At 68.5% G+C, this 22,868-nt stretch carries 17 protein-coding genes and 2 tRNA genes; 13 read left to right on the top strand and 6 right to left on the bottom strand.

Annotation, left to right across the window (positions count from 1 at the left end; all coding sequences use genetic code 11):
- Window positions 1-62 precede the first annotated feature (62 nt).
- From QM597_RS06985 to QM597_RS06975, 3 genes are read left to right on the top strand one after another with little or no spacing between them, the layout of a single operon-like run.
- A complete protein-coding gene (locus QM597_RS06985; RefSeq protein WP_415004148.1) occupies window positions 63-806 on the top strand; it encodes an HAD family hydrolase in 744 nt (247 codons plus the stop codon).
- A complete protein-coding gene (locus QM597_RS06980) occupies window positions 803-3,286 on the top strand; it encodes a glycoside hydrolase family 65 protein (protein WP_415004147.1) in 2,484 nt (827 codons plus the stop codon). The genes QM597_RS06985 and QM597_RS06980 overlap by 4 nt, the downstream gene beginning before the upstream one ends.
- Before the next feature lie 31 nt (window positions 3,287-3,317).
- Window positions 3,318-3,653, top strand: a complete 336-nt coding sequence (locus tag QM597_RS06975; RefSeq protein WP_415004146.1) for a hypothetical protein — start codon at window positions 3,318-3,320, stop codon at window positions 3,651-3,653.
- 205 nt (window positions 3,654-3,858) lie between these two features.
- On the opposite strand, the gene QM597_RS06970 is transcribed toward QM597_RS06975, so the two are convergent.
- The 3 genes from QM597_RS06970 to QM597_RS06960 form a co-directional block, all read right to left on the bottom strand.
- The gene (locus tag QM597_RS06970; RefSeq protein ID WP_415004145.1) at window positions 3,859-5,469 is read right to left on the bottom strand and encodes a phosphatase PAP2 family protein; all 1,611 of its coding nucleotides are present in this window, start codon (window positions 5,467-5,469) and stop codon (window positions 3,859-3,861) included.
- Between the two features lie 199 nt (window positions 5,470-5,668).
- Window positions 5,669-6,061 (bottom strand): hypothetical protein, encoded by a 393-nt coding sequence (locus QM597_RS06965; RefSeq protein ID WP_415004144.1) that lies wholly within the window; start codon window positions 6,059-6,061, stop codon window positions 5,669-5,671.
- Complete coding sequence (locus QM597_RS06960; RefSeq protein ID WP_415004143.1) at window positions 6,052-6,261, bottom strand: hypothetical protein; 210 nt, start codon at window positions 6,259-6,261, stop codon at window positions 6,052-6,054. The genes QM597_RS06965 and QM597_RS06960 overlap by 10 nt, the downstream gene beginning before the upstream one ends.
- A gap of 524 nt (window positions 6,262-6,785) precedes the next feature.
- Between QM597_RS06960 and QM597_RS06955 the strand changes: the two genes are divergently transcribed.
- From QM597_RS06955 to QM597_RS06945, 3 genes are all read left to right on the top strand, one after another.
- Complete coding sequence (locus QM597_RS06955; protein WP_415004142.1) at window positions 6,786-12,593, top strand: hypothetical protein; 5,808 nt, start codon at window positions 6,786-6,788, stop codon at window positions 12,591-12,593.
- Window positions 12,594-12,917: 324 nt separating this feature from the next.
- Window positions 12,918-14,195, top strand: a complete 1,278-nt coding sequence (gene serS, locus QM597_RS06950) for a serine--tRNA ligase (protein ID WP_415004141.1) — start codon at window positions 12,918-12,920, stop codon at window positions 14,193-14,195.
- The gene (locus QM597_RS06945; protein WP_415004140.1) at window positions 14,192-14,977 is read left to right on the top strand and encodes an HAD family hydrolase; all 786 of its coding nucleotides are present in this window, start codon (window positions 14,192-14,194) and stop codon (window positions 14,975-14,977) included. Before serS ends, QM597_RS06945 begins: the two co-directional genes overlap by 4 nt.
- Window positions 14,978-15,106: 129 nt before the next feature.
- On the opposite strand, the gene QM597_RS06940 is transcribed toward QM597_RS06945, so the two are convergent.
- The 3 genes from QM597_RS06940 to QM597_RS06930 all read right to left on the bottom strand — a co-directional run bounded on the left by QM597_RS06940 (window position 15,107) and on the right by QM597_RS06930 (window position 17,395).
- The gene (locus tag QM597_RS06940) at window positions 15,107-15,637 is read right to left on the bottom strand and encodes a WhiB family transcriptional regulator (protein ID WP_415004139.1); all 531 of its coding nucleotides are present in this window, start codon (window positions 15,635-15,637) and stop codon (window positions 15,107-15,109) included.
- A gap of 42 nt (window positions 15,638-15,679) precedes the next feature.
- Window positions 15,680-16,198 (bottom strand): bacterial proteasome activator family protein, encoded by a 519-nt coding sequence (locus QM597_RS06935; protein WP_415004138.1) that lies wholly within the window; start codon window positions 16,196-16,198, stop codon window positions 15,680-15,682.
- Between the two features lie 225 nt (window positions 16,199-16,423).
- Window positions 16,424-17,395: an NAD(P)H-quinone oxidoreductase gene (locus tag QM597_RS06930; RefSeq protein WP_415004137.1), complete on the bottom strand. Its 972-nt coding sequence runs from the start codon at window positions 17,393-17,395 to the stop codon at window positions 16,424-16,426.
- A 57-nt stretch (window positions 17,396-17,452) separates the two neighbouring features.
- On the opposite strand from QM597_RS06930, the gene QM597_RS06925 reads away from it, so the two are divergent.
- The 7 genes from QM597_RS06925 to QM597_RS06895 all read left to right on the top strand — a co-directional run bounded on the left by QM597_RS06925 (window position 17,453) and on the right by QM597_RS06895 (window position 22,384).
- Window positions 17,453-18,235, top strand: coding sequence for a carbon-nitrogen hydrolase family protein (locus QM597_RS06925; RefSeq protein ID WP_415004136.1), 783 nt, complete (start codon window positions 17,453-17,455; stop codon window positions 18,233-18,235).
- An 11-nt stretch (window positions 18,236-18,246) separates the two neighbouring features.
- The gene (locus QM597_RS06920) at window positions 18,247-19,299 is read left to right on the top strand and encodes a hypothetical protein (RefSeq protein ID WP_415004135.1); all 1,053 of its coding nucleotides are present in this window, start codon (window positions 18,247-18,249) and stop codon (window positions 19,297-19,299) included.
- Between the two features lie 56 nt (window positions 19,300-19,355).
- Window positions 19,356-19,445: transfer RNA gene (locus QM597_RS06915), tRNA-Ser, on the top strand.
- A gap of 156 nt (window positions 19,446-19,601) precedes the next feature.
- Window positions 19,602-20,051: a hypothetical protein gene (locus QM597_RS06910; protein ID WP_415004134.1), complete on the top strand. Its 450-nt coding sequence runs from the start codon at window positions 19,602-19,604 to the stop codon at window positions 20,049-20,051.
- A gap of 74 nt (window positions 20,052-20,125) precedes the next feature.
- Window positions 20,126-20,215, top strand: a tRNA-Ser gene (locus QM597_RS06905).
- A gap of 139 nt (window positions 20,216-20,354) precedes the next feature.
- Window positions 20,355-21,143 carry a hypothetical protein gene (locus QM597_RS06900; RefSeq protein WP_415004133.1) on the top strand — a complete coding sequence of 263 codons (789 nt, stop codon included), beginning with the start codon at window positions 20,355-20,357 and terminating at the stop codon, window positions 21,141-21,143.
- A gap of 44 nt (window positions 21,144-21,187) precedes the next feature.
- Complete coding sequence (locus tag QM597_RS06895; RefSeq protein WP_415004132.1) at window positions 21,188-22,384, top strand: hypothetical protein; 1,197 nt, start codon at window positions 21,188-21,190, stop codon at window positions 22,382-22,384.
- The last annotated feature ends 484 nt before the right edge of the window (window positions 22,385-22,868 follow it).

The following is a 22,868-nucleotide window of genomic DNA, read 5'->3' as shown; positions in this document are numbered from 1 at the left end:
CGGCGGGGCTGCCTTGGACCGCGTTCATGCGGGTGTCATCTGGTGCGCCTAGGCTCGCGGGCGTGGACTGGACCGACTACGACGCGGCGCTGTTCGACCTCGACGGCGTCCTCACCCCGACCGCCGAGGTACACCTGCGCGCCTGGGAGCGCATGTTCACCACGTTCTTGAGCGAGCATGGCTTGAGTGAACGCAGTCTGAGTGAGCGCGGCATCGCCGAGCCGTACACCGAGGCCGACTACCACCGCTACATCGACGGCAAGCCGCGCGCCGACGGGGTCCGGGCCTTCCTCGCCTCCCGCAGCATCACCCTGCCCGAGGGCAGCCCCGACGACCCGCCGCAGGCCGAGACCGTCGCCGGACTCGGCCACCGCAAGAACGCTCTCTTCGCCGAGGCGTTGGCTGCGGGCGGCGTCGCAGGCTACCCCGGCTCGGTCGCCCTGCTCGACGCGCTCGCGCCGACCCCGGTCCGGCTCGCCGTCGTGTCCAGCTCGCGCAACGCCCCGGCCGTGCTCGCTGCGGCCGGGCTGCTGGAGCGCTTCGAGCTGGTCGTCGACGGCGCGCTGGCCGCCGAGGAGGGCCTGCCCGGCAAGCCCGCACCCGACACCTATTCCTACGCCGCCGACCGCCTCGGCGTGCCGCGCGAGCGCGCCGTCGTGCTGGAGGACGCGATCTCCGGCGTCGAGGCCGGTGCCGCCGGCGGCTTCGGGCTGGTCGTCGGCGTTGACCGCGGCGCGGGTGCGACCGCCCTGCGCGATCATGGAGCCGATGTCGTCGTCACCGACCTCGAGGAGCTGCTGCCATGAGTCCGTCCCACGAGGCACCGCCCGCGCACGACTACCTCGACCGCACGCGGTTCCCGGTCGATGAGTGGCGGCTCGTCGAGACCGCCTTCGATGCCGGCGACCTCGGGGTCACCGAGACGCTGTTCGCCGTGGGTAACGGCTACCTCGGCCTGCGCGGCAACGTCGAGGAGGGCCGCGACTCTTACGCCCACGGCACCTTCCTCAACGGCTTCCACGAGACCTGGCCGATCCACCACGCCGAGGAGGCCTACGGCTTCGCGCGGGTCGGTCAGACCATCGTCAACGCCCCCGACGCCAAGGTCATCCGGCTGTACGTCGACGACGAGCCGCTGCTGCTGCCCATCGCCGACATCGCCGCCTACGAACGGTCCATCGACTTCCGCGAGGGCGTGCTGCGCCGAGAGCTGCTGTGGCGCACCCCCTCGGGCAAGCGGGTGCGTATCCGTTCCACGCGCATGGTCTCCTTCCACCAGCGGCACTTGGCGGTGATGACCTTCGAGGTCACGCTGCTCGACGCGCGCGCCCCGGTGGCGATCAGCTCGCAGATCCTCAACCGGCAAGACGGCGAGGACGAGTACCACGTGCGTGCCAAGGCGATGGGCGAAGGCGTCGACCCGCGCAAGAGCGAGACGCTCGACCGGCGGGTGCTGGAGCCGCAGCACTGCCGCGGCAGCGTCGAGGAGGGCCGGGTCGAGCTCGGCTACCGCGCGCACGACAGCGGCATGACGCTGGCCGTGGCCGCCGATCACCTCCTGGACACGGCCAACGCCTTCACCCAGCGCGTGCAGGTCGAGGATGACCTGGCCAAGATGACCTACCGCGTCGACGCCCAGCCCGGTGAGCCGATCACGCTGACCAAGGTCGTCTCGTATCACACCTCGCGCGGCGTGCCGGTCCGCGAGCTGCTCGACCGCTGCCGCCGCACGCTGGACCGCGCCGCCGAGGAGGGCCTGGAGCAGCAGTACGCCGATCAGCGCACCTGGCTGGACAGTTTCTGGAAACGCTCCGATGTGGAGATCCCCGGGCGCCCGGACATCCAGCAGGCGGTCCGCTGGAACCTGTTCCAGGTGCTGCAGGCGTCCGCGCGGGCCGAGGGCAACGGTTTTCCGGCCAAGGGCGTCACCGGATCGGGCTACAGCGGTCACTACTTCTGGGACACCGAGATCTACGTCCTGCCGTTCCTCACGTACACGACCCCGCACCTGGCGCGCGCGGCGCTGCGCTTCCGCTACACGCTGCTGGACCACGCCCGCCGCCGCGCCCGCGAGCTGGCCCAAGACGGCGCGCTGTACGCCTGGCGCACGATCAACGGGGAGGAGGCGTCGGCCTACTACGCCGCCGGCACCGCGCAGTACCACATCAACGCCGACATCTCCTATGCGCTGAGCCAGTACGTGCAGGCCACCGGCGACCTCGACTTCCTCGTGCGCGAGGGCATCGACGTGCTGGTCGAGACCGCCCGCATGTGGGTCGACCTCGGCTTCTGGCGTTCGGAGGAGGACGGTTCGTTCCACATCCACGGCGTCACTGGCCCCGACGAGTACACGACGGTCGTCAACGACAACCTGTTCACCAACGTCATGGCCCGTTTCAACCTGGCGCGGGCGGCGGCGGCCGTGCGCGAGCTGGCCGCGCGCGACGGCCTCGAATACGAGCGGGTCGTGCGGCGGCTGGCGCTGAGCGAGGCCGAGGTGGTCGCGTGGGAGCGGGCTGCGGCCGACATGGCGATCCCGTTCGACGAGCACTTGGGCGTGCATCCGCAGGACTTCCACTTCCTCGAACGCGAGGTGTGGGACCTCGACAGCACTCCGCTCGACAAGCGCCCGCTGCTGCTGAACTATCACCCGCTGGTCATCTACCGCTTCCAGGTGCTCAAGCAGGCCGATGTCGTGCTGGCGCTGTTCCTGCAGGGCGACCAGTTCACCGCGGACCAGAAGCGCGCGGACTTCGAGTACTACGATCCGATCACCACGGGCGACTCGACGCTGTCGGCGGTGGTGCAGTCGATCATGGCCGCCGAGGTGGGTTATGCCGATCTGGCGTACCGGTACTTTCTGTCGGCGCTGTACGTCGACCTGGCCGACCGGCACGGCAACACCTCCGACGGGGTTCACGTGGCCTCGACGGGCGGGGTGTGGAGCGCGCTGGCCTGCGGTTTCGGCGGGTTCCGCGATCACGGCGGGGTCTTCACCGTCGATCCGCGGCTGCCGCAGGCGTGGGACGAACTGGTGTACCGGGTGACGCTGCGGGGCACGCGGGTCCGGGTCGCGGTGCGGCCGGCGGAGGTCGAGCTGACGGTGGAGGACGGCGACGCGGCGACGGTGATCGTGCGGGGCGAGGAGGTCACCGTTGCGGCCGGGTCGCCGCGGGTGGTGGCACTGGCCGGCCAGGGTCCGCGGCTGGCCGGCGAGCCCGCTCCGGTGCCCGGCCGCGAGCGCGGTGACGGATCGATCATCACCGCGACGGTCCCCGGTACCTGAGGCCCTGCGGGCATCGGGAAGAATCCGGACTATGTTCTCCGTCGCGTGGGGCCTGTATGACGGCTCAGGGGGTGAGATCCACGTCATCGAAGGCGACCGGTTCGTCTTCGGGAGTGGAATCGGGACGGTCCGGGTGGACCTGCCCGGATTGAGTCGTGAGGCGTTGGTGATCCGGGCGACCCCTGGTGGTCCGTTGCTGTTTCGCGGGCAGCGCGAGAACGGCGCGTTCGTGGTTCTCGTGGGCAATCAGGGCGGATTGAAGTGGGTGCCGGAGGGCCGGGCCATCCCGATCACGCAGGACGCCAACCGCATCGAGCTGCGCCTGGCCGAGGAGACGATCTTCGCCGCCGAGGTCACCCTCGACTGACACACCCGGTCATTGAGGTGTGTAGGCCGCCCCGCGCCCGAGCCGGTCCCTGAGGTGGCGCGAGGAACGAGCGCCCTCGAAGGGCGAAGGGACCTCCCCCGGTTGGGTGGCTTCGAGGCTCCTCGTTCCTCGTCGCGCCTCAGCCACCGGGAGGCCCCGGTCCCTGAGGCGCGAGCTTGCGAGCCTCGAAGGGACCTCCCCCGCCTCAGCCGGCGGGGATGGGGACGACGGGGACTCGCACGAGGACGACGCCCGGCCGCACTTCGGCGGTGATCTCCGTGCCCTCGCCGACCGGATCGCCGTCGAGCTGCATCGGGGTGTCGGAGGTGGCCTGGATGTGGACGCGCGCGCCGGTGAACCGGGCGAACCGCTCGGTGTTGCGCTTGCGCCGCGTGATGACCTTCCACGCGATGCCGAGCCAGCCGAGGAAGCGCCGCGGCGCGAGTACCACGACATCGAGCTGCCCGTCGTCGATGCGCGCCTCCGGCAGCAGCGGGATGCCGCCCTGGAGGAAGCCCACATTGCCGATGACGACGGTCCGCGCGCGCATGGTCTGCGGCTCGCCGTCGTCGACGGTGATGGTCACCTTCATGCCGGGAAAACGCAGCGCTTTCAGGCCGGAGACGAAGTAGGCGAGGTAGCCGACACGCTTCTTCAGGTCGTCGTCGACGCCGGTCATAATCATCGCGTCCATGCCGAGGCCGGCCATGACGAGGAAGGACGTGTCTACGCCGGAATCGGTGCGGTAGCGGGCCAGGTCGATGGCCTTGTCCTGTCCGCCGAAGGCCACGTCGAGGGCGTCGCGGGAGTTGAGCGGGATGTCGAGGTTGCGCGCGAGCAGGTTGCCGGTGCCGTGCGGGATGACGCCGACCGCGACGCCGGTGCGGGCGGCCTCTTCGCAGACTGCGCGCACGGTGCCGTCGCCGCCGGCCGCGACGATGAGGTCGACGCCGGCCGCGAGGGCGTCGAGCGACTGGCCGTAGCCGGGGTCTTCGACGCTGGTCTCGAACCACAGCGGTTCGCTCCAGCCGTGCGCTTTCGCGGCGGCGCGCACGCGGTTCTTGAACTCCTCGACGTCGCCGACCTTGGCGGGGTTGAGTACGACTGCGGCCTTCTTGCCGCCGGTGCCGGTGAGCATGGCCAGTTCGGAGGGTAGCCGGGTCGCGTCGGTGGCCAGCAGCAGCCACAGGGCGAGCGTGACGCCGCTGCCGAAGGCGAGTCCGGCGACGACATCGGTGGGGTAGTGGACGCCGAGGAACACCCGGCTCGCGGCCACGGCGGCGGCGAGGATCGCCCACAGCGTGATGAGCAGGCGGCGTTTGAGGCCGCGTCCGGTGGTGACGATGGTCAGCATCACGGCGATGACGAGCAGCAGTCCGGCACCTGCGGCGTGTCCGGACGGGAAGGACCAGCCGCCGATCTCGTAGACGTCGCCGTTCTGCGGGGGGCGGGGGCGGTCGACGAGGGCTTTGAGGGCGGGGTTGCCGAGGACGACGACGAGGCCGCTGACGGTGATCCAGGCGGCGATGCCCCATTCGCGGCGCCATGCGGCCCAGGCGATGACGGCGGCTACGAGGGCGACGACGGGCCAGGTGTTGAAGGCGACCGCGAGGGCTTTGCCGAGGTCGAGCAGCAGGCCTGATCTGTCGGTGGCATCGGTGGCGCGGCGGGTGAGGGTGCGGTCGAAGTCGCCGAAGGGGTCCCAGCCGGACGTGACCTCGATAGTCAGCAGGGCGACGAGGAGGGTGAGGCAGCCCAGGACGACGCCGAATACGCCGCGGTAACTCGGTTCGGCCCGGCGCAGGTCGACTGGCACGCTGTTCTCCTTCTTCGGCTCGCCCCGGTGCGTGCCGCGTCGCCGTCAGCGTAATCGAATCGCGGTCCGGGGCCTTCCCCGCTGGTGGGGTGGCTTCGAGGCTCCTCGTTCCTCGTCGCACCTCAGCCGCCGCGTTCGCCCCGGTCCCGAGCCTCGAAGGGCGAAGGGATCTCCCTCTGCCGAACGGCGAGCAGGTGCGTCATGCGGCGTCTTTGACGAGTTGCCCGGCGCGCTGGAACGACACGCCGAGCACGACGCCGATGTCACGCAGGGACAGGCCCTGGGCGTGGAGTTCGCGGGCGGCGCGGCGCAGGTTCTCGCTGGCGGCTTGCGCGAGGCGTTCGGCTTCGGCGCGGTCACGCTGCGCCTGATCGACCGTGCGGGCGATGTCGTCGCCGATTCGTGGGATGACCTTGACGGTGATCTGATCCTCGGGTAGGTCGGTGACGAAGGAGATCGCCTCGCGCTGATACTCGGCGGCCTGGTCGAGTCGCGCGACCTGGGACAGCGCGCCGGGGTGTTGGTCGCACTGTACGACCCACCAGCGGCCTTCGCGGGTTGCGGTCGAGGTGAAGTGGTGCATCATCGCCACCAGCCTTGTCCTAGCTCGTCTTGGAGTTGGCGGTAGATCTTCTCCGCCATGCCGTCGGGTGTCTCGGTGTGACGGCCGATGGTGGTCTTCTTCGATCCGACGCGGATGCCGGTGTGGCCTTTGCGTTCGAACTGCTCGAACTCCAGGCCCGCTTTTTCGGCTGCCTCGCGGATTTTCTTGATGGCCGCCTTTGTCTTCACGAGACTAGTCTAGTGCGACTAGAACTATCAAGTCAAGTCGGGGCGACAAAGTTTGGTCCTCGATCTGTCCCGTCTCACGAGTCCACGTTTCGGTGGGGTGGCTTCGAGGCTCCTCGTTCCTCGTCGCACCTCAGCCACCGGGTTTCTTCGGTCCCGAGCCTCGAAGGGCCTTGCCTCGGGTTGGTGGTGGTCATTTCGAGGCTCGCTTCGCTTCGCACCTCAATGACCGGTTCCGGCTCCCCGGTCCCTGAGGTGTGAGGGCGCCCCGCGCCCGAGCCTCGAAGGGACCTGCCCTGCCGGTTGGGGTGGCTTCGAGGCTCCTCGTTCCTCGTCGCACCTCAGCCACCGGGAAGCCCTGGTTCTGGTTCGGGTCGGTCAGGTCACATAGTCCGTTCGGACTAGTGAGGTGTGGGTAATGAGGTGCAATTTGCATTTTCGCGTAGACGGCGGGGGGGGGTGTCCCTACGCTGTGAACGCGCTGAGAGGTGTCAGTGTGTTATGCCTTCAAGCGAGGAGCGGGCTGGATGTCGGTGCATGCGGTGCAGGTGCGGTTGCCGGATCGGTGGCGGCGTTATGTCGCTCTGGGGATGATGCTGCTGGCCGGTGCGGCGATACTCGGGACGAGTGACCGCTCCGACGCCGATCCGGGCAACACCTGGGTGATCCAGCTCCAGCGGATCAGCGCGGCCGAGCAGCTCTCCGGCGCGCCGGTGACCTTCCGGCTCAGTCTGCAGTGCGCGGCGCTGACGTCGCCGAGTTGTGACGGCGGCAAGGTCGTTATCCCGCTGCCGGAGGGCCGCATGACCACCTCGGTGGGTGCGCACCCTTACATCAGTGGATACAGCGTTTCCAATAACGTGCTGACGATCAATCTGATCTCGTCGTTCCCGGCGGGGGCGTCGATCCAGACCGATATCAACACCGGCTTGGTCAACGGCTACACCCCGGACGGCACGGTGTTGAGTCTGCAGGCGACGGTGGGTGCGGACAACACCCAGACGGTGACGTCGGGTGTGGCGTCGGCCACGATCCGGGCGAGCGCGAACCTGACCGTCCACAAGAGCCTGCCGGCCAATTCCGCCGATGGTGCCCCGATGCCTCGCGATTACGACCTGACCTATCGGTTGGGTCCGTGTACGTCGGTGGGGTCCACCGGAGCCTTGTACATGCAGCCGGGGATGACGGTGGTGGATCAGTTGCCAGCGGGTGCGGTGTTCGTGGATGCCTCCTCCGGTGGCGTGTACGACGCGACGACGAACACGGTGACGTGGACCACCGATGGTGGTCTGCCCACGTGCGGGTACCGCAGTCAGCCAGCCGGGCCGTACTGGGTGACGGTGAAGTATCCGTCGGCGACGTTCGCCGCAGGTCAGAGTGTGACGAACACCGCGATCGCGACGGGTACCCCGATCGGTGAGACGACACCGCTGACGGCCACCTATTCGCGCAACCACACCTTCGGAGCACCGGGGAACTCCGGGTCGTTCTGCAAGAGGGCCATTACGCCCCTGATGACCGGCAACATCACCCAAGGAACGTGCAATACCAGTACCGCGATGCCTACGTGGGCCGGCGATTGGGCGGAGATCATGGAGCCGTACCCCTTCCCGAAGTTCAACTTCCCCAGTACTTCCGGCCACCCGCGCGGCTCTTACGAAGGCTCGTTCCTGTTGTCGATTACCAACACCTCAGTGCTGCCCGCAGTCGGTGAGATCGTGGACCCGGTGCCGTGTCTGGACAACTACGACGCGACGCAGAACATGTACCTGCCCAATGCTCCCGGCGTTCTGTGTCAGCACCCGGCTTATCACATCTGGGCTGTAGGGCGGACCTATATCACCGGTAGCGACTCAAGCGCCGAGTACTACTACGTGACTCCCGACGGCACGGAGAAGGAGTTCCTGCCACCGGAGAGCGAAGACGGGTATGCACACGTCCTGGTGGCCGACGGTGATGTGGTCGCGGAGGTCCGCATCCGCAACATCGCTCTTAGCGCGTCGGGCGGCACCGCCTCCTTCGATCTATGGGGCCACCTGGACGGATCGCTCACGAACGGGCAGCGGATTCATAATGTGGGGTACTTCACCCGCACGGTGGAGGGGGCTAGCACTCCCGTGGTGACCGGAACCCAGATCGGCCGCATGGTGGCGACCGATCAGGTGCGGGTCAACGCCTACAAGTCCGCCACGTACTCGGCTTCGGGCAGTTCCTTCACCCTGAGGGCCGGGGTGATGGGGCCGAACATGGAGGGCGGCTATTCCGGTCCGGTGACGATCACCGACCTGCTGCCGGCGGGCATCCCCTCGGCGACGCTGACATCGTTCGTCTACCGTCCCTATGGCCCGGAGTGGCCGAGGGGCATCGCCCTCAACGGCAGCAACCAAGTGTCGAGTCCGGCGGATACGCCGGTGCCGGAGTCGGCGTACACGTTGGAGCAGATTCCGAACTGGAACGGTTCGGGGCGCACATTGATCCGCATTTCGATCCCGGCAGGGGCACTGCATCTGGCATCGACGTCGCCGACCTCCTTGTGGGCCACGTTCTCGGTACCGGGCGGCTGGCCGCCGGGCACGACGGTCAACAACATGCAGGTGGTCCTCCCCGGCACCGACATCGACGCGTGCAGTGCCGTCAATTACAACGGCTGGATAGGCAGCACGCTCGGATGGGTCGCAGCAGGTCCCGGTGTCGCGCCGACCACCCCGAACACGGCCAACCCGGAACACGTAGCGGCGGGTGCTCCGTTCTGCGGGGCGTCGGCGTCGGTGACCAATGCGACGCCGGGGCCGCTGTTGCAGGCGTTCAAGGGCGTCAAGGGCAGCGGGGATACGCAGTTCGCCGAGTTCCCCGCAGTCGGCATGATCGACCCGAACAACCCCGGTAGCGCCGAATACCGCGTGCGCGTCCGCAGCGGTGGCACGGTCGCGCTGAAGGACGTCGTTCTCTACGACGTGCTGCCGACGCCCGGCGACAAGGGCGTGTCGGGCGTGATGAGTGATCGGGCGCGCGGCTCAGACTTCCGGCCCGAACTGACCGGTCCGGTGACCGTCACCGACACCGCGACGGGTGCGGCCAGCCGCACCTGGCAGGTCGCCTACTCCACCTCGGACAACCCGTGCCGCGACGAGGTCCGTGGTCTGTTGGACGGTGCTCCGTGGCCCGCGTCCTGCGATAACGATTGGTCTACGACGCCACCGGCTGATCTGTCCACGGTCACGGCCCTGCGGTTCAAGCTCACTGCGGGCAGCCTCGCGGCGGGCCAGGAGGCGGCGTTCACCTGGCCGGTGGCCGAACCCGATCCGCTGCCCGACGCGGGCCAGATCGCGTGGAACTCGGTCGCGGTCGCCGCGAACCGAGTCGACGACAGCACCGCCCTGCTGCCGTCCGAACCGCCCAAGGTGGGTCTGGCCGTGCCGCAGGCCGACGTGTCGCTCGACAAGAGCGTCGACCGCGAGAACGTCGTGGCCGGAGAAGAGGTGACCTTCACCGTCAAGGCCAGCCACGACACCAAGGTCGTCATCGATTCGGTTACGGGCGCGGCCTCCTACGTCGACGAGAACGGTGACCCGACGTCGGCCGTGGCCCCCGCCTACGGGTTGAAGGTCACCGATGTGCTGCCCTCGGGCTTCACGCTCGTTCCGGGTTCGGCCGTGCCGACCCGAGGCACCTTCGATCCGGGCACGGGCATCTGGGACGTCGGCGACCTGCCGGTCGGCTCGAATGCCTCCCTCACCTACCGGGCGGTCGTCAACGCGACCGGGGAGCACACCAACCTCGCACAGGCCAGCGGCATGAACGTCGAGGACCTCGACTCGGCCGTCGGCAACTGCGTCGTGGACGACCCCGCAGAAGACGACTGCGATACGGCGACGGTGAACGTCGTCGATCCGGGCATCTCGCTGGTCAAGCAGGTCGAGACCGAGGCCGGCAGCGGCGTGTTCGCCGACGCCGACACGGCCGGTGACGCGGTGGGTTACTCCTCGGGTTCGCCGGTCCGCTACCGGTGGGTCGTGAAGAACACGAGCGCGGTGGCGTTGACCGATGTCACGATCACCGACCCGGCGGTCGATTTCTACTGCGGCACCGAGTTCGACCTCGGCACGCTGGTCGCCGGGGAAGAGCGGGTCGTGGAGTGCACCTGGGTCCCAGGATGGTCGGTGGGCACCCACGACCATGCGGCCACGGTGACCGGCGATCCGCCGAAGGGTGACGCGGTGACCGCATCGAACACGGCGGTCGTGGCGGTGCAGCAGTGGGCACCGACACCGGAAGTCGATGTGACGGTGACCACGAACGGGGTGGACTTCGACAGCGACCTCGACAACGGCGACCCGGTCGAATGGGTGTACGTCCTCACCAACACCGGCAGTGAGCCGTTGACGGGTGAATCGCTCGCCTTGACCGACGACCGCAACCCGGCCGTCACGCTGGACGAGACCGCCTGCGTCCGGTCCTCGGGCGAGTGGGGAGAGCCGCTGCTGGTGGGTGCCACCATCACCTGCACGTTCACGGGTGTGGCCAGCGAGGACACCTACTTCAACAACGCCACCGCGACGGGCATCGGCCAGTTCTCGACCCAGACGGCGACGGCCACGGATCGCACCGGTTACAGCACGGTCGACCCGGCTCCGTCGCTCGGCGTCGAGGTGACCACCAACGGAGTCGAGTTCGCTTCGGGCCTGCCTGCGGGTGCTCCGGTGGAGTGGGTGTACGTGCTGACCAACACCGGCAACGAGTCGCTGACGGACGTGACGTTGGCCGACGACCAGAACCCGGCGGTCACGCTCAGTCAGACCGATTGTGTCCGCTCCGACGGGGGTACCTGGGGCGATCCGCTGGCACCCGGTGACACGATCACCTGCACGTATCCCGGCTCCGCGACCACGACGGACGGCATCTACGTCAACACCGCCACCGTGACGGGTGTCGGCGAGCAGTCCGGTACCGACACGGCCGCGAGCGACTGGACCGGTCACAGCGTGGTCACGGCCCCTGGCCTGGCACCGAGGATCGGTATCGAGGTCACGACCAATGGTGCCGAGTTCGCCGCCGATGTGCCGCCGGGCGATCCGGTGGAGTGGGTGTACGTGCTGACGAACACCGGAGGCGAGCCGCTGCTGGGCATCACGCTGGCCGACGACGTCAACAGCGGAGTTGCCTTGGACGAGGCGGACTGCACCCGTAGTGACGGGGGAGTCTGGGGCACACCCCTGCCCGTCGGCGAGCGCATCACCTGCACGTTCACCGGCACGGCCGACGACGCGATGCGACTCAACACCGGCACGACATCGGCGACCGGTGCGCTGAGCGGCCAGGGTGTCAGCGCGACGGACTGGACTGGCTACTCCACCGAGGCGACCGAAACTCCGGGAATCAGTGTGGTCGCGTCGACCAACGGGGTCGACGACGTTGCTTCCGGCCTGACGCCGGGCGACCCGGTGACGTGGACGTACGTCCTGACCAACACCAGTGGCGAGGCCTTGACCGGCCTCACGCTGGCCGACGACCAGAACCCGGACGTCGAACTGCGCGAAGACGCCTGCACGCGCTCCGACGGTGGCACGTGGGGTGACCCGCTGCCCGTGGATGGCACGATCACCTGCACGTTCACCGGCACCGCCACCACCGGCACCTACGTCAACACCGCCTCCGCCACCGGTATCGGCGCGGACACGGCGACGGCCGTCGACGACACCGACCCGACCGGGTACGTCGCGCTCGCGCCGCCGCCGGGCGCGGGGGTGAGCGTCGAGGTGACGACCAACGGAGTCGAGTTCGCCGGCAACCTGGTCACCGGTGATCTCGTCACCTGGGTGTACGTCCTGACGAACACCGGTGAGCAGCCGCTGGAGAACCTCACCCTGACCGACGACCAGAATCCGAACGTGGCACTCGATCCAGGGGCCTGCACCCGTTCCGACGGAGCCGTGTGGGGTTCGGCGCTGCCGGTCGGCGCGACGATCACCTGCACCTTCACCGGGACCGCTGTCGAGGGCACGTACCTCAACACTGCCACCGTCTCGGGAACGGGCACGGTCACCGGAACCGCGACCAACGCGGCCGACGTGACCGGACACCAGGCGGCCGATGCCGCTGATCCCACCGATCCCGACGATGACGGCGATACCGACACCGACGGGGACGGAGACGGCAGCACCGACGGCGGTGACAGCAGCAGCGACGGCGGCCACAGCACCGGCACGACCACCGGTTCCTCGTCGCTTCCCGGCACCGGCGCGATTGCCGACGGCTCCCTGATTGCCCTCGGTCTCATGCTGTTCCTTTCGGGTGCGGTCGTCCTCCACCACCCCCGCCGCCGGCCCGGCCCCTGAGGTGCGAGCGAGAAACGAGCGCCCTCGAAGGGCGAAGGGCGCAGGGACCTGCCTGGGTTGGTGGCTTCGAGGCTCCTCGTTCCTCGTCGCACCTCAGCCACCGGGTACGCCGGTCCCTGAGGTGTGAGGGCGCCTCGCGCCCGAGCCTCGAAGGGACCTGTCTCAGGCGGGTGGTGGGGTCATTTCGAGGCTCGCAAGCTCGCACCTCAATGACCGGCACTCACCCGGCCCCTGAGGTGGCGCGAGGAACGAGCGCCCTCGAAGGGCGAAGGGACCTCCACCGGGGCGGGCAACCAGCGGACGGCAAACCGCTAGGCTGGCGCAGTGATCGATCCTCGCCTGCTCCGTGACGATCCCGACCGTGTGCGCGACGCCCTGCGCCGCCGCGGCGAGTCCCCCGAGGTGGTCGACTCGCTGGTCGCTGCCGACGAGGGCCGCCGCTCGGCCATCGCCGCCTTCGAGGCCCTGCGCGCCGAGCAGAAGCAACTCGGCAAGCAGGTCGCGCAGGCCAAGGGCGAGGAGAAGACCGCCCTCCTGGAGCGCACCAAGGCCCTCAGCGCCGAGGTCAAGGAGGCCGACGCCGCACGAGCCGCAGGCGAGCAGACCTACAACACGCTGCTGCGCTCGCTGCCCAACCTCGTCGCCGACGAAGCACCCGAGGGCGGTGAGGACGACTTCGTGGTTCTCGATGTCGTCGGCACCCCCCGCGACTTCGCCGCCGAGGGCTTCACCCCGCGCGACCACCTGGAACTGGGCCGCATGCTCGGTGCCATCGACGTCGAACGCGGTGCCAAGGTCTCCGGCTCGCGCTTCTACTACCTCACCGGGGTCGGCGCGCAACTCGAACTCGCGCTGATCCAGCTGGCGATGAGCACCGCCGCGCGCTGGGGCTTCACCCCGATGATCCCGCCGGCCCTGGTGCGCCCGCAGGCGATGGAGGGCACCGGCTTCCTCGGGCAGGCGGCCGACGACGTCTACCACCTGCCCAAAGACGACCTGTACCTCGTCGGCACCTCCGAGGTCCCGCTCGCGGCGTACCACTCCGACGAGATCCTCGACGCCGCCTCGCTGCCGCGCCGCTACGCCGCCTTCAGCCCCTGCTACCGCCGCGAGGCCGGCTCGCACGGCAAGGACACCAAGGGCATCTTCCGCGTCCACTGGTTCGACAAGGTGGAGATGTTCACCTACACGACACTCGAGGAGTCCTTCGCCGAACACGAGCGGCTGCTGGGATGGGAGCGTGAATGGCTCGACTCCCTCGAACTGCCCTACCGCGTGATCGACGTGGCCACCGGCGACCTCGGTGCCTCGGCGATCCGCAAGTTCGACTGCGAGGCCTGGGTGCCCACGCAGGAGCGGTACCGCGAGGTCAGCTCCACGTCGAACTGCACCGAGTACCAGGCCCGCCGACTCGACATCCGGGTGCGCGGGGCCGGCGCGGAGGCGGGAACCACCCCGGCGGCCACCCTCAACGGCACCCTGTGCGCCATGACCCGCACCATCGTCGCGCTGCTGGAGAACGGGCAGCAGGCCGACGGCTCGGTGCGGCTGCCCGCCGTCCTGCATCCGTTCCTCGGACCCGTGCTGGAGCCTGTGTCGTGACCGACTGGCGGCCGCGCCTGGTCGCACTCGACGTCGACGGTACCGTTGTCACCTGGGGCAACGAGCTGTCGCCGACATTGCGTGCGACGGTGCGGGCGCTGCGTGAGAGCGGGATCGAGGTTGTCCTCGCCACCGGCCGGTCGGTGCCGGGCGTCATCGATGTCGCCGACAAACTCGGCTTCGAGCACGGCCTCGCGGTCGGCAGCAACGGCTCTCTCGTCTTCGGCTACCGGCCCCTGGAGGTGCTGCGCGCGGTCACCTTCGACGCCTCCGACGCGGTGCGCGCCATCGTCGAGCGCATGCCGCAGGTGCGCATAGCGGTCGAGGAGGTGGGCGTCGGCTACCGGGTCAACCGGGAGTTCCCCGATCACGAGCTGGGCGGTGCCATCACCGTGCAGAGCATCGACGAACTGGTCGCCGAGCCGGTCACCCGCGTTGTCGTACGCTCGCCGGAGCACAGCACCGAACAGTTTCACGCGATGGTCGCCGACCTCGGCCTGTCCGATACGAACTACTACATCGGCTACACGGCATGGCTCGACATCGCTCCGGTCGGCATCTCGAAGGCTTCGGGGCTGGAGTTCGTGTGCGAGCGGTTGGGCATCGTACGCGGCGATGTGCTGGCCATCGGCGACGGCAACAACGACGTCGAGATGCTGCGGTGGGCCGGATACGGGGTGGCGATGGGCCAGGCACCGCCGGAGCTGATCGCGGTCGCCGACGAGGTCACCGGCACCGTCGAGGAGGACGGTGCCGACGCCGTCCTCCGCCGCTACCTCTGAGGCGCGGTGCTGGTCATTTCGAGGCTCGTCGCAAGCTCCTCGCACCTCAACGACCGGTGTCTTACCCGGTCCCTGAGGTGGCGCGAGGAACGAGCGCCCTCGAAGGGCGAAGGGACCTCCGCCCGGAGATCAGCTGACGCGCATGAGGCGGCGGCCGGACTCGAGTTCGCCGAAGGCGTCCAGCACCTCATCGACGCTCGGGCGACGGTTCGCTTGCGGCGCGGCGGCCTGGGCCTCGCCCCCGGCCTGCTCCTGCCGCGCCCGGCGCAGGTGCCGCTTCACCGTCGAGGTCGAACAGCCGAGCCGTTCGGCGAGTTGCTGACAGGTATCGCCCGGGTGCGTCCGCCGTGCCGTCAACACCGCCTCGTGGTCCACCGGCCCGCTGCCGAGCCGCGCCGTCCCGAGCATGGCGAACTCGTGGTCACTGACCGAGACCCCGAGCCGGCGGCGCAGGGCCGCCCGGTCGGACTCGGTCGTGCAGGCGACGAAGCCCGAGACGTTGACCTCGACGACCGCGCGGTATAGGCAGTCGGTGAAGATCGGGCACGCAGCACAGCGCCGATGCGCGGCGGCGCGTTGACGCACCCCGAGCGTCTCGTCGAGAAAAATGGTCGGATCGTCTGCGCACGCGGGTACGACAGAATCGTCGACGATGGTCATTGGGCTCCCTCTTCCCTGGGACCGATCGAATTGTTGACGATTCTACAGGTACATGCCGCCTTGGGAACCATTGTTTCCGAATTGTTCCGGCTGAGCACTCTCGGAGCCGTCTGGCGACGGCAGCGCCAGCCGCATCGTCTGCAGCTGCGACTGTGCCTGGACCTGCTGGGCGTACAGCGCGGCCTGGATACCGTGGAAGAGTCCTTCGAGCCAGCCGACCAGCTGCGCCTGGGCGATACGCAACTCGCCCTCGGTGGGCGAGACGGCCTCGAACGGGCGGCTCAGCCGCGACAATTCCTCGACCAGCTCCGGCGCGAGACCGTCTTTGAGTTCGGCGATGGACTGCTCGTGGATCTCCCGCAGCCGGGCGCGGCTCGCCTCGTCCAGCGGCGCGGCCTTGACCTCCTCCAGCAGCTGACGGATCATGCCGCCGATGCGCATGACCTTCGCGGGCTGCTCGACGAGATCGGTGAGAGGGGTGTCGGCGGCCGGCTCGTCGGCGGTGGCGGGCACCGCAACCGGGGTTCCGTCCGGCTCGATGGTCATGGGGGTCTCACTCATGCCGCCAGCCTAGAACGCCCGTCGGTAGGTGAATCTCGGTCCCTGAGGTGCGACGAGGAACGAGGAGCCTCGAAGGGACCTGCCCCAGGTGGGCGGTGGTCCTTTCGAGGCTCGCTTCGCTTCGCACCTCAAGGACCAGGTTCGGCCACCGGTCCCTGAGGCGTGAGGGTGCCCCGTGCCCGCCTCGAAGGGCGCACCTCAATGGCAGGAGACCGGCTTCCGGCGTCAGGGGAGCAGGAGGAGCTTGCCGACGTGGGTCGAGGCCTCCATGACCCGGTGCGCCTCGGCCGCGTCGTCCAGGCCGAACCGCGCATGCACGACGGGCCGGACGGTGCCGCTGGCGATCAACGGCCAGACGTGCTCACCGATCTCGGCCACGATGGCCGACTTCTCCTGCGCCGGCCGGGCGCGCAGCGAGGTCGCGGTGACCGAGGCGCGCTTCATCAGCAGCCGGTTCAGGTCCAGCGTTCCCTTGATGCCGCCCTGCAGGCCGATGACGACCAGCCGGCCGCCGGTCGCCAGGGCACGCACGTTCGCGTCGAGGTAGCTCGCGCCCATGATGTCGAGGATGACGTCCGGGCGCAGGCCCGCCTCCTTCAGCGCGTCGCCGAAGTCCTGTTCGCGGTAGTTGACGACCAGGTCCGCGCCGAGGTCGCGGCACACCTGCGCCTTCTCCTGGCTGCCGACCGTCGTGACGACCCGCGCGCCGAGGGCCTTCGCGACCTGGATCGCCATCGTGCCGATGCCGCTGGTTCCGCCGTGGACGAGGAAGGTCTCACCGGCCACGAGACGACCCACCATCACCACATTCGACCAGACCGTCGCTGCGGCCTCCATGACGCCGCCGGCGGTCACGAGGTCGATACCCTCCGGCACCGGGGCCACCTGCCCGGCCGGCACGGCGACGTACTCGGCATAGCCGCCGCCGACCAGCAGCGCCACGATCTCGCGGCCGATCCAGGAGGCGTCGACCCCCTCGCCGACCGCCGCGACGGTCCCGGACGCCTCCAGGCCGAGCACCGGCGTCGCACCGGCCGGCGGATCGTAGAAACCCCGCCGCTGCAGGACATCTGCTCGGTTGACGCCTGCGGCGGCGACCCGCACGAGCACCTCCCCGGCAGCCGGTTCGGGGGTGGGCAGCTCGGTGACGCGCAGGGCGTCGGCCTCGCCGGGTTCGGGCACGATGACGGCACGCATGGGTCGAGCCTACGGAAAGCGCTCGCCGCCGCTGTTTCAAGCGACTAGCGTGGGCGCATGAAAGTCGCTCTGGTCCAGCTGGCGAGCGGGACGGATCCGGCCATCAACCGCGACCTCGTCGCCGCCCGGTTGAAGGCCGTCCGCCCCGGTGCGGACCTCGTCGTGCTGCCCGAGGCGACGATGGCCGACTTCGGTCCGCCCGACCTGGACCTGCGGCGCGTGGCCGAACCGCTCGACGGCCCGTTCGTCGCCCTCCTGGCCGAACACGCCCGCCGACTCGATGCCACCGTCGTCGCGGGCATGTTCGAGCGGATCGACGCGCTGACCCGGCCGTTCAACACGCTCGTCGTCATCAGCCCGGACGGCTCGCTCGTGACGACCTACCGCAAGATCCACCTCTACGACTCCTTCGGCTACCGCGAGTCCGACCGGCTTTCGCCCGGACCGGTCGCGCCGGTGGTCATCGACGTCGCCGGCCTCCGGGTGGGCCTGATGACCTGCTACGACGTGCGCTTCCCCGAACTGGCGCGACTGCTGGTCGACCAGGGGGCCGATGTGCTGGCGGTGCCCGCAGCCTGGGTCGCGGGGGAGGGCAAGCTGGCGCACTGGCGCACGCTGCTGGTGGCGCGAGCCGTCGAGAACACCGTCTACGTCCTCGGTACCGGGCAGGGCGGGCAGCGCTACACCGGGCACTCCCTCGTGGCCGATCCGCGGGGATCTATCGTGGTCGAGGCCTCCGGCGGCAACGAGACGATCCTCGCGGCCTGCGACCGATCCGTCATCGAGCGCACGCGGGAGACGAATCCGTCGTTGGCCAACCGCCGAATCCGCCTGCGCTAAGGAGCCGAACGATGAGTGGGACCACCACCGGTCGACGGCGTCTCGACGCCTCGGTGCTGCCCGAGTACGAGCAGCCGGTGCGCCCCCCGCGGCTGCACTCGCGCGGTTCGGTTGTCGGTGTCGGCGCGTTGGTCGCCGCTGCGGGCGCAGTCGGGCTGGCCGGCTCGCTGCTGTCGCTGATCGCCGTCGACGTGCCGAGTGCGATCTACCGCCCGTCCGCGGCGCTGCTGACGGTGGCGCTGACGGTGATGCTCGTCTACCGTGCCGGCGGTCACATGCGCATCTGGGTCAGCCTGGTGGCGCTGCTGTGTACGGCTGCTGTGGTGACCGAGGCCGCCGGCGCGGTGGCCGTGGCCGCAGTGGCGACCGGAGTAGTCGGTGGCGTGCTGGCGGTGGTCCTGACGTGCCCGGCACGGTCCTTCGGCGCAACGGTGCGCGAATACCTCGTGAGCCTGCTGATCGCCGGCGGCGCGGGTGCGGGGGTGGCCGCCTGGAACGCCCAGGTCAACACGGTGGTGTTCGTGGTGGCCGTCGGCGGCGTGTCGCTGATCGTCGTCCTGGGGCTGGTGTGGGCGCTCGGCGAGGGCCTGCACGGTCTGGGCCGTAATCACCTGGCGGTGCTGGCGATGGTCGCGGTCGTGTCGCTGTTATTGGTCGTCTACACCTATGCGGTGCGCAGCTACGGGTCGACATCGGTCATCAACACCATCGACAGTGCGATCTACCAACTGCGCACGACGGTCGGCGGGGTGCCGCGGCCGGTGCAGACGTTCGTCGGCTTTCCGGCGCTGGTGGTGGGGCTGCGGCTGCGCTCCCAGCGGCGCGAGGGCTGGTGGATCCTGGTGTTCGCGGTGCTGGCGACGAGTTCGGTCACTGCGGCGCTCGTGTCGCCGCTGGCCTATCCGTCCTATATCGGGTTGTCGACGCTGTACTCGGCGGCCATCGGTTTTGTCATTGGCTGGCTGGTGTCGCGGTTCGTCATGGCACCGAGTTCGGCGCGCGCGGCGCGGGCCATCGAGCCGGCGCGACGGGTTGAGCCGTCCCGGTGGTCGGGCCTGCGCTGAGCCGCCGGGGGGCGTGCAAGAATCGGGACTTGCCCTGGCCTGCGCGGGTCGGGGGAGGAGGGGTGCCGGAGTGGCCGATCGGAACCGCCTTGAAAGCGGTCGCTGGCTTCATAGGTCAGCCGCGGGTTCGAATCCCGCCCCCTCTGCTGCGGTGTCGGGTCGGCATGCGCGGAGTCGAGTCCTGAGGTGCGAGCGAGGAACGAGCGAGCCTCGAAGGACGACTCTCGCGATGGTGGTCCCTTCGAGGCTCCTCCGTCGCACCTCAGGGATCGGATTGGCCGACGTGCGTGTGGAGGATCGAGATGAGTGAGGCGATGCCCCAGTCCGACCCTTCGGTCTACCGACTCGGCCGGGGTCCGGCGCTCGTGGCGGTGGGGGCGTTCCTCATCGCGGCCGGCCTGCTGGTGTTCGCGGGCTTCCTGCTCGCCGGTGACACGCCCGTCCGGATCGCGGCGACGGCGGTCGTGGGCGTGCTGGCGCTGGGCAGCGTGGCGATGGCGGCGCGATTCGCCTGGCGGCCACCCATGCTGATCCGGTTGGATGCCGAGGGGTTCACGGTGGGCCGTCCGCGGGCGAGGGCGGCGTGGAAGCAGGTCGAGGACGTGGCCATCGAGTCCGGTTTCCTCGTGCTGAGCGGTGATGACACGGCCCGGATCGAGCTGCGGCTGCTGGAGCCGGCTGATCGTCGCCGGCTGGCTCGCGAGGTCTACGACCGGCTCAACACGGCGTACGGATACCGTCGCTTCGCGTGAGCGGTGAGGCCGGTTGGCCGGGTGGTGTCGCGGGCCGGTATCGTGGCGGGGTTGCCGCTCGCGGGTGGCAACGAGGAGATGTCGCATAGTGGCCTAGTGCGCCCGCCTGCTAAGCGGGTTGAGGTTTATCCCTCTCGCGGGTTCAAATCCCGCCATCTCCGCCACATGAGTCACATTGGAACCCTCGGCGGGCGTTAGCCCGTCGGGGGTTTTCTCTTGCCCCTCCGGGCGTTGCCCCGCGACAACAGCCGCGATGGCGGCTAGTCATACGTCAAGTAGAGAAGCGGCCAATACGATGAACGAGTGGATCGAGACGCCCGCTATCGCGCACTACTGCTGGAACCGTTGCAGACAAGCGCGGACTATCTGCCCAAGATGGGTGGCTCGGATGAGGTAGACCTCGAAGGGTTCGCAGTTCTGTATGGCTCGGACCCGCTGTACCACTGGATCGGCCTCGACTCGCCGCAGATGTTCGCAGCCCACAAGGCTGCCGGAGGCATGACCTCGATCTACCGCCAGTTGGGGATCGGCTGCGAGCGGTTGTTCAGGGCCGTTCTCAAGGACGAGTTGAGTCTTGCCGACGATCAGGTGACGTGGTCCTACGAGGCGCTGCCGACTTCGTCCAGCGGCAAGGCACGGGTCCTGTCGCTGGATGGGCGAGTCGATCTTGGCGACGTGGCCGACAGTGCTGCGGTCAACCGCATCGAGAAGTGGATTGACGCCCAACGCAAGCGACTGAACATCACTGCCGACCTCGGCGGTGCGGTCTTTGAGGTTCGGCAGGGCTACAAGAGTGCCGACAGCAAGCGTCAGAACGGCGATCTCGCCAACGCGGCTCAGGCGCTCGGGCACGGCTACCTGCCGGTGCTCGTCATCATGTCCAGGCAGATGAACCAAGGGGTGCGTGCTCGCTACCTGAACGGCCGCTGGTCGGTGCTGATGGGCAGCCTTGACCCCGATCCGAATACCAGCACCTACGGCTTCCTCGCCTCGGTGGTGGGTTACGACCTGATCGGATTCTTCGAGCGTAACGCTGAACTGCTCCGTGCCGGTACTGAAGAGGTGCTCGAGAAACTGCTGGAGGCCAAGTGAGCACGCCAACGCTGGACCGCGCGATCCTCACGAGGAACGAGCACATGACCTTCCGAGCCAACATGGGCGTTGGTCGTCACGGCTGGCTCCGGCTCACACCCGCCTACGGGGTCAGACTGGTTCGCGAGCGCATCGCGCACCTGCCAGCCGGATCGGTCATCACCGACCCGTTCTCCGGTACCGGAACCACGCCGCTGGCGGCAGCAGAACTCGGTCACCTCGGTCAGTCAGTGGACGTCAACCCCTTCCTGATCTGGCTTGGTCGGGCGAAGGTGCGTCACTACACCGCAGGCGAACTACTCGACACGGTTGATGCGGGCCAACAGGTTGCCTCCCTCGCGCTGGCTACCGACCGAGACGCAGATCTGTGGCAGCCCACCTTGTTCAAGATCGAGAAGTGGTGGAGCGTCGGCAACCTCCACGCGCTGAAGGTCCTTCGCGCTGCTATCGACTCGTACGGTGACAGCCCACGCGACTTGATGGATGTGGCGTTCTGCCGGACGCTCATCGCCAGGAGCAACGCGGCCTTCAACCACCAGTCCATGTCTTTCAAGGACCCGTCCGGAGAAGGACTCGTGTTTGACGTGAGTGAGGTCGAGGCCACCGTTGCGACGTTCACACACGAGCTGGCGCATGTTGTGGAGTCGGCTCAGTTTGACCTGTCTGGCGAAGGCGAGATTCACCTCGGAGACTCCCGCGAGGGCTTCAGCAACATCAAGGAAGCCGACCTCGTTCTGACCTCACCGCCCTACGTCAACCGCATGTCGTACATCAGGGAGTTGCGCCCCTACATGTACTGGCTGGGCTACCTCGACATAGCCTCGGATGCCGGCGACCTTGACTGGCGTGCCATCGGTGGGACGTGGGGCACGGCCACCAGCAAGCTGAACTCATGGACGCCTGAGGTCGAGACGCCCATCGATGACCAGATCGCTGTCGTAACAGCCAAGATCGCTGCGGACGGGGGCAAGAACGGTCCTCTTCTTGCGACCTACGTTCACAAGTACCACCACGATATGTGGCAGCACTTCACGGCAATCAAGAACGCTGTGAAGGTGGGCGGTAGCGTCTCGTACATCATCGGCAACTCGACCTTCTACAAACATGAGGTCCCAGCGCACCAGTGGTACGCGGACATGCTGAAGGCGCTCGGGTTCGAGAATGTCGAGATTGAGACGATCCGCAAGCGCAACTCCAACAAGGCGCTGTTCGAGTACGACGTGCGTGGGGTGCGGATGTGAAAGGCGTGCGCGAGAAGGCCAGATCAGGTGTTCGTTGGGTGCAAGACGACGACGGGCGGCATGAAGTGCTCGCCGGTGAGACCTCGCTGGTGCTGACCAAAGTCGAGCCTCTGGCTGAGGTGTGCCCTTCGAGGCTCGTCGCAAGCTCCTCACACCTCAGGACCCGCGAGGAACGAAGCCTGCCGTGGGCGGGTCATTCGAGGTGTGCTGCGCTCGCACATCGACGGTAATGGCCGCACTGGACGTCTGGCCATGAATATCTTGCTCAAGCGATCCGGGTACCTGCCGATTCCGATCTACTGAAGGACCGCCCCGCCTACCTGCAGGCTCTGGAACAGGCGGATACCGACGACGGCACCGATTTCCTCCGGCTCATCGTCCGACTGGAGCACGAGACGATCGACCGACTCCTGAGCGAAGAGGAGAAGGAGGGCCTGCGGCCGGCGTGCCTCGTGCGACCGGCACATCCTGCCCTTCGGGTTCG

It is taken from the genome of Aeromicrobium sp. (assembly GCF_047607065.1).
Lineage (GTDB): Bacteria > Actinomycetota > Actinomycetes > Propionibacteriales > Nocardioidaceae > Aeromicrobium.
The sequence above is the reverse complement of the archived record's forward strand: the minus strand, read 5'-3'. Positions and strand labels throughout refer to the sequence as shown.

Coding starts and splice junctions, on each gene's coding strand:
- QM597_RS06975 (WP_415004146.1), top strand. CDS start 3,318: ATGTTCTCCGTCGCGTGGGGCCTGTATGACGGCTCAGGGGGTGAGATC.
- QM597_RS06920 (WP_415004135.1), top strand. CDS start 18,247: ATGAGTGGGACCACCACCGGTCGACGGCGTCTCGACGCCTCGGTGCTG.
- QM597_RS06980 (WP_415004147.1), top strand. CDS start 803: ATGAGTCCGTCCCACGAGGCACCGCCCGCGCACGACTACCTCGACCGC.
- QM597_RS06910 (WP_415004134.1), top strand. CDS start 19,602: ATGAGTGAGGCGATGCCCCAGTCCGACCCTTCGGTCTACCGACTCGGC.
- QM597_RS06930 (WP_415004137.1), bottom strand. CDS start 17,395: ATGCGTGCCGTCATCGTGCCCGAACCCGGCGAGGCCGACGCCCTGCGC.
- QM597_RS06895 (WP_415004132.1), top strand. CDS start 21,188: ATGACCTTCCGAGCCAACATGGGCGTTGGTCGTCACGGCTGGCTCCGG.
- QM597_RS06935 (WP_415004138.1), bottom strand. CDS start 16,198: ATGAGTGAGACCCCCATGACCATCGAGCCGGACGGAACCCCGGTTGCG.
- QM597_RS06955 (WP_415004142.1), top strand. CDS start 6,786: ATGTCGGTGCATGCGGTGCAGGTGCGGTTGCCGGATCGGTGGCGGCGT.
- QM597_RS06940 (WP_415004139.1), bottom strand. CDS start 15,637: ATGACCATCGTCGACGATTCTGTCGTACCCGCGTGCGCAGACGATCCG.
- QM597_RS06925 (WP_415004136.1), top strand. CDS start 17,453: ATGAAAGTCGCTCTGGTCCAGCTGGCGAGCGGGACGGATCCGGCCATC.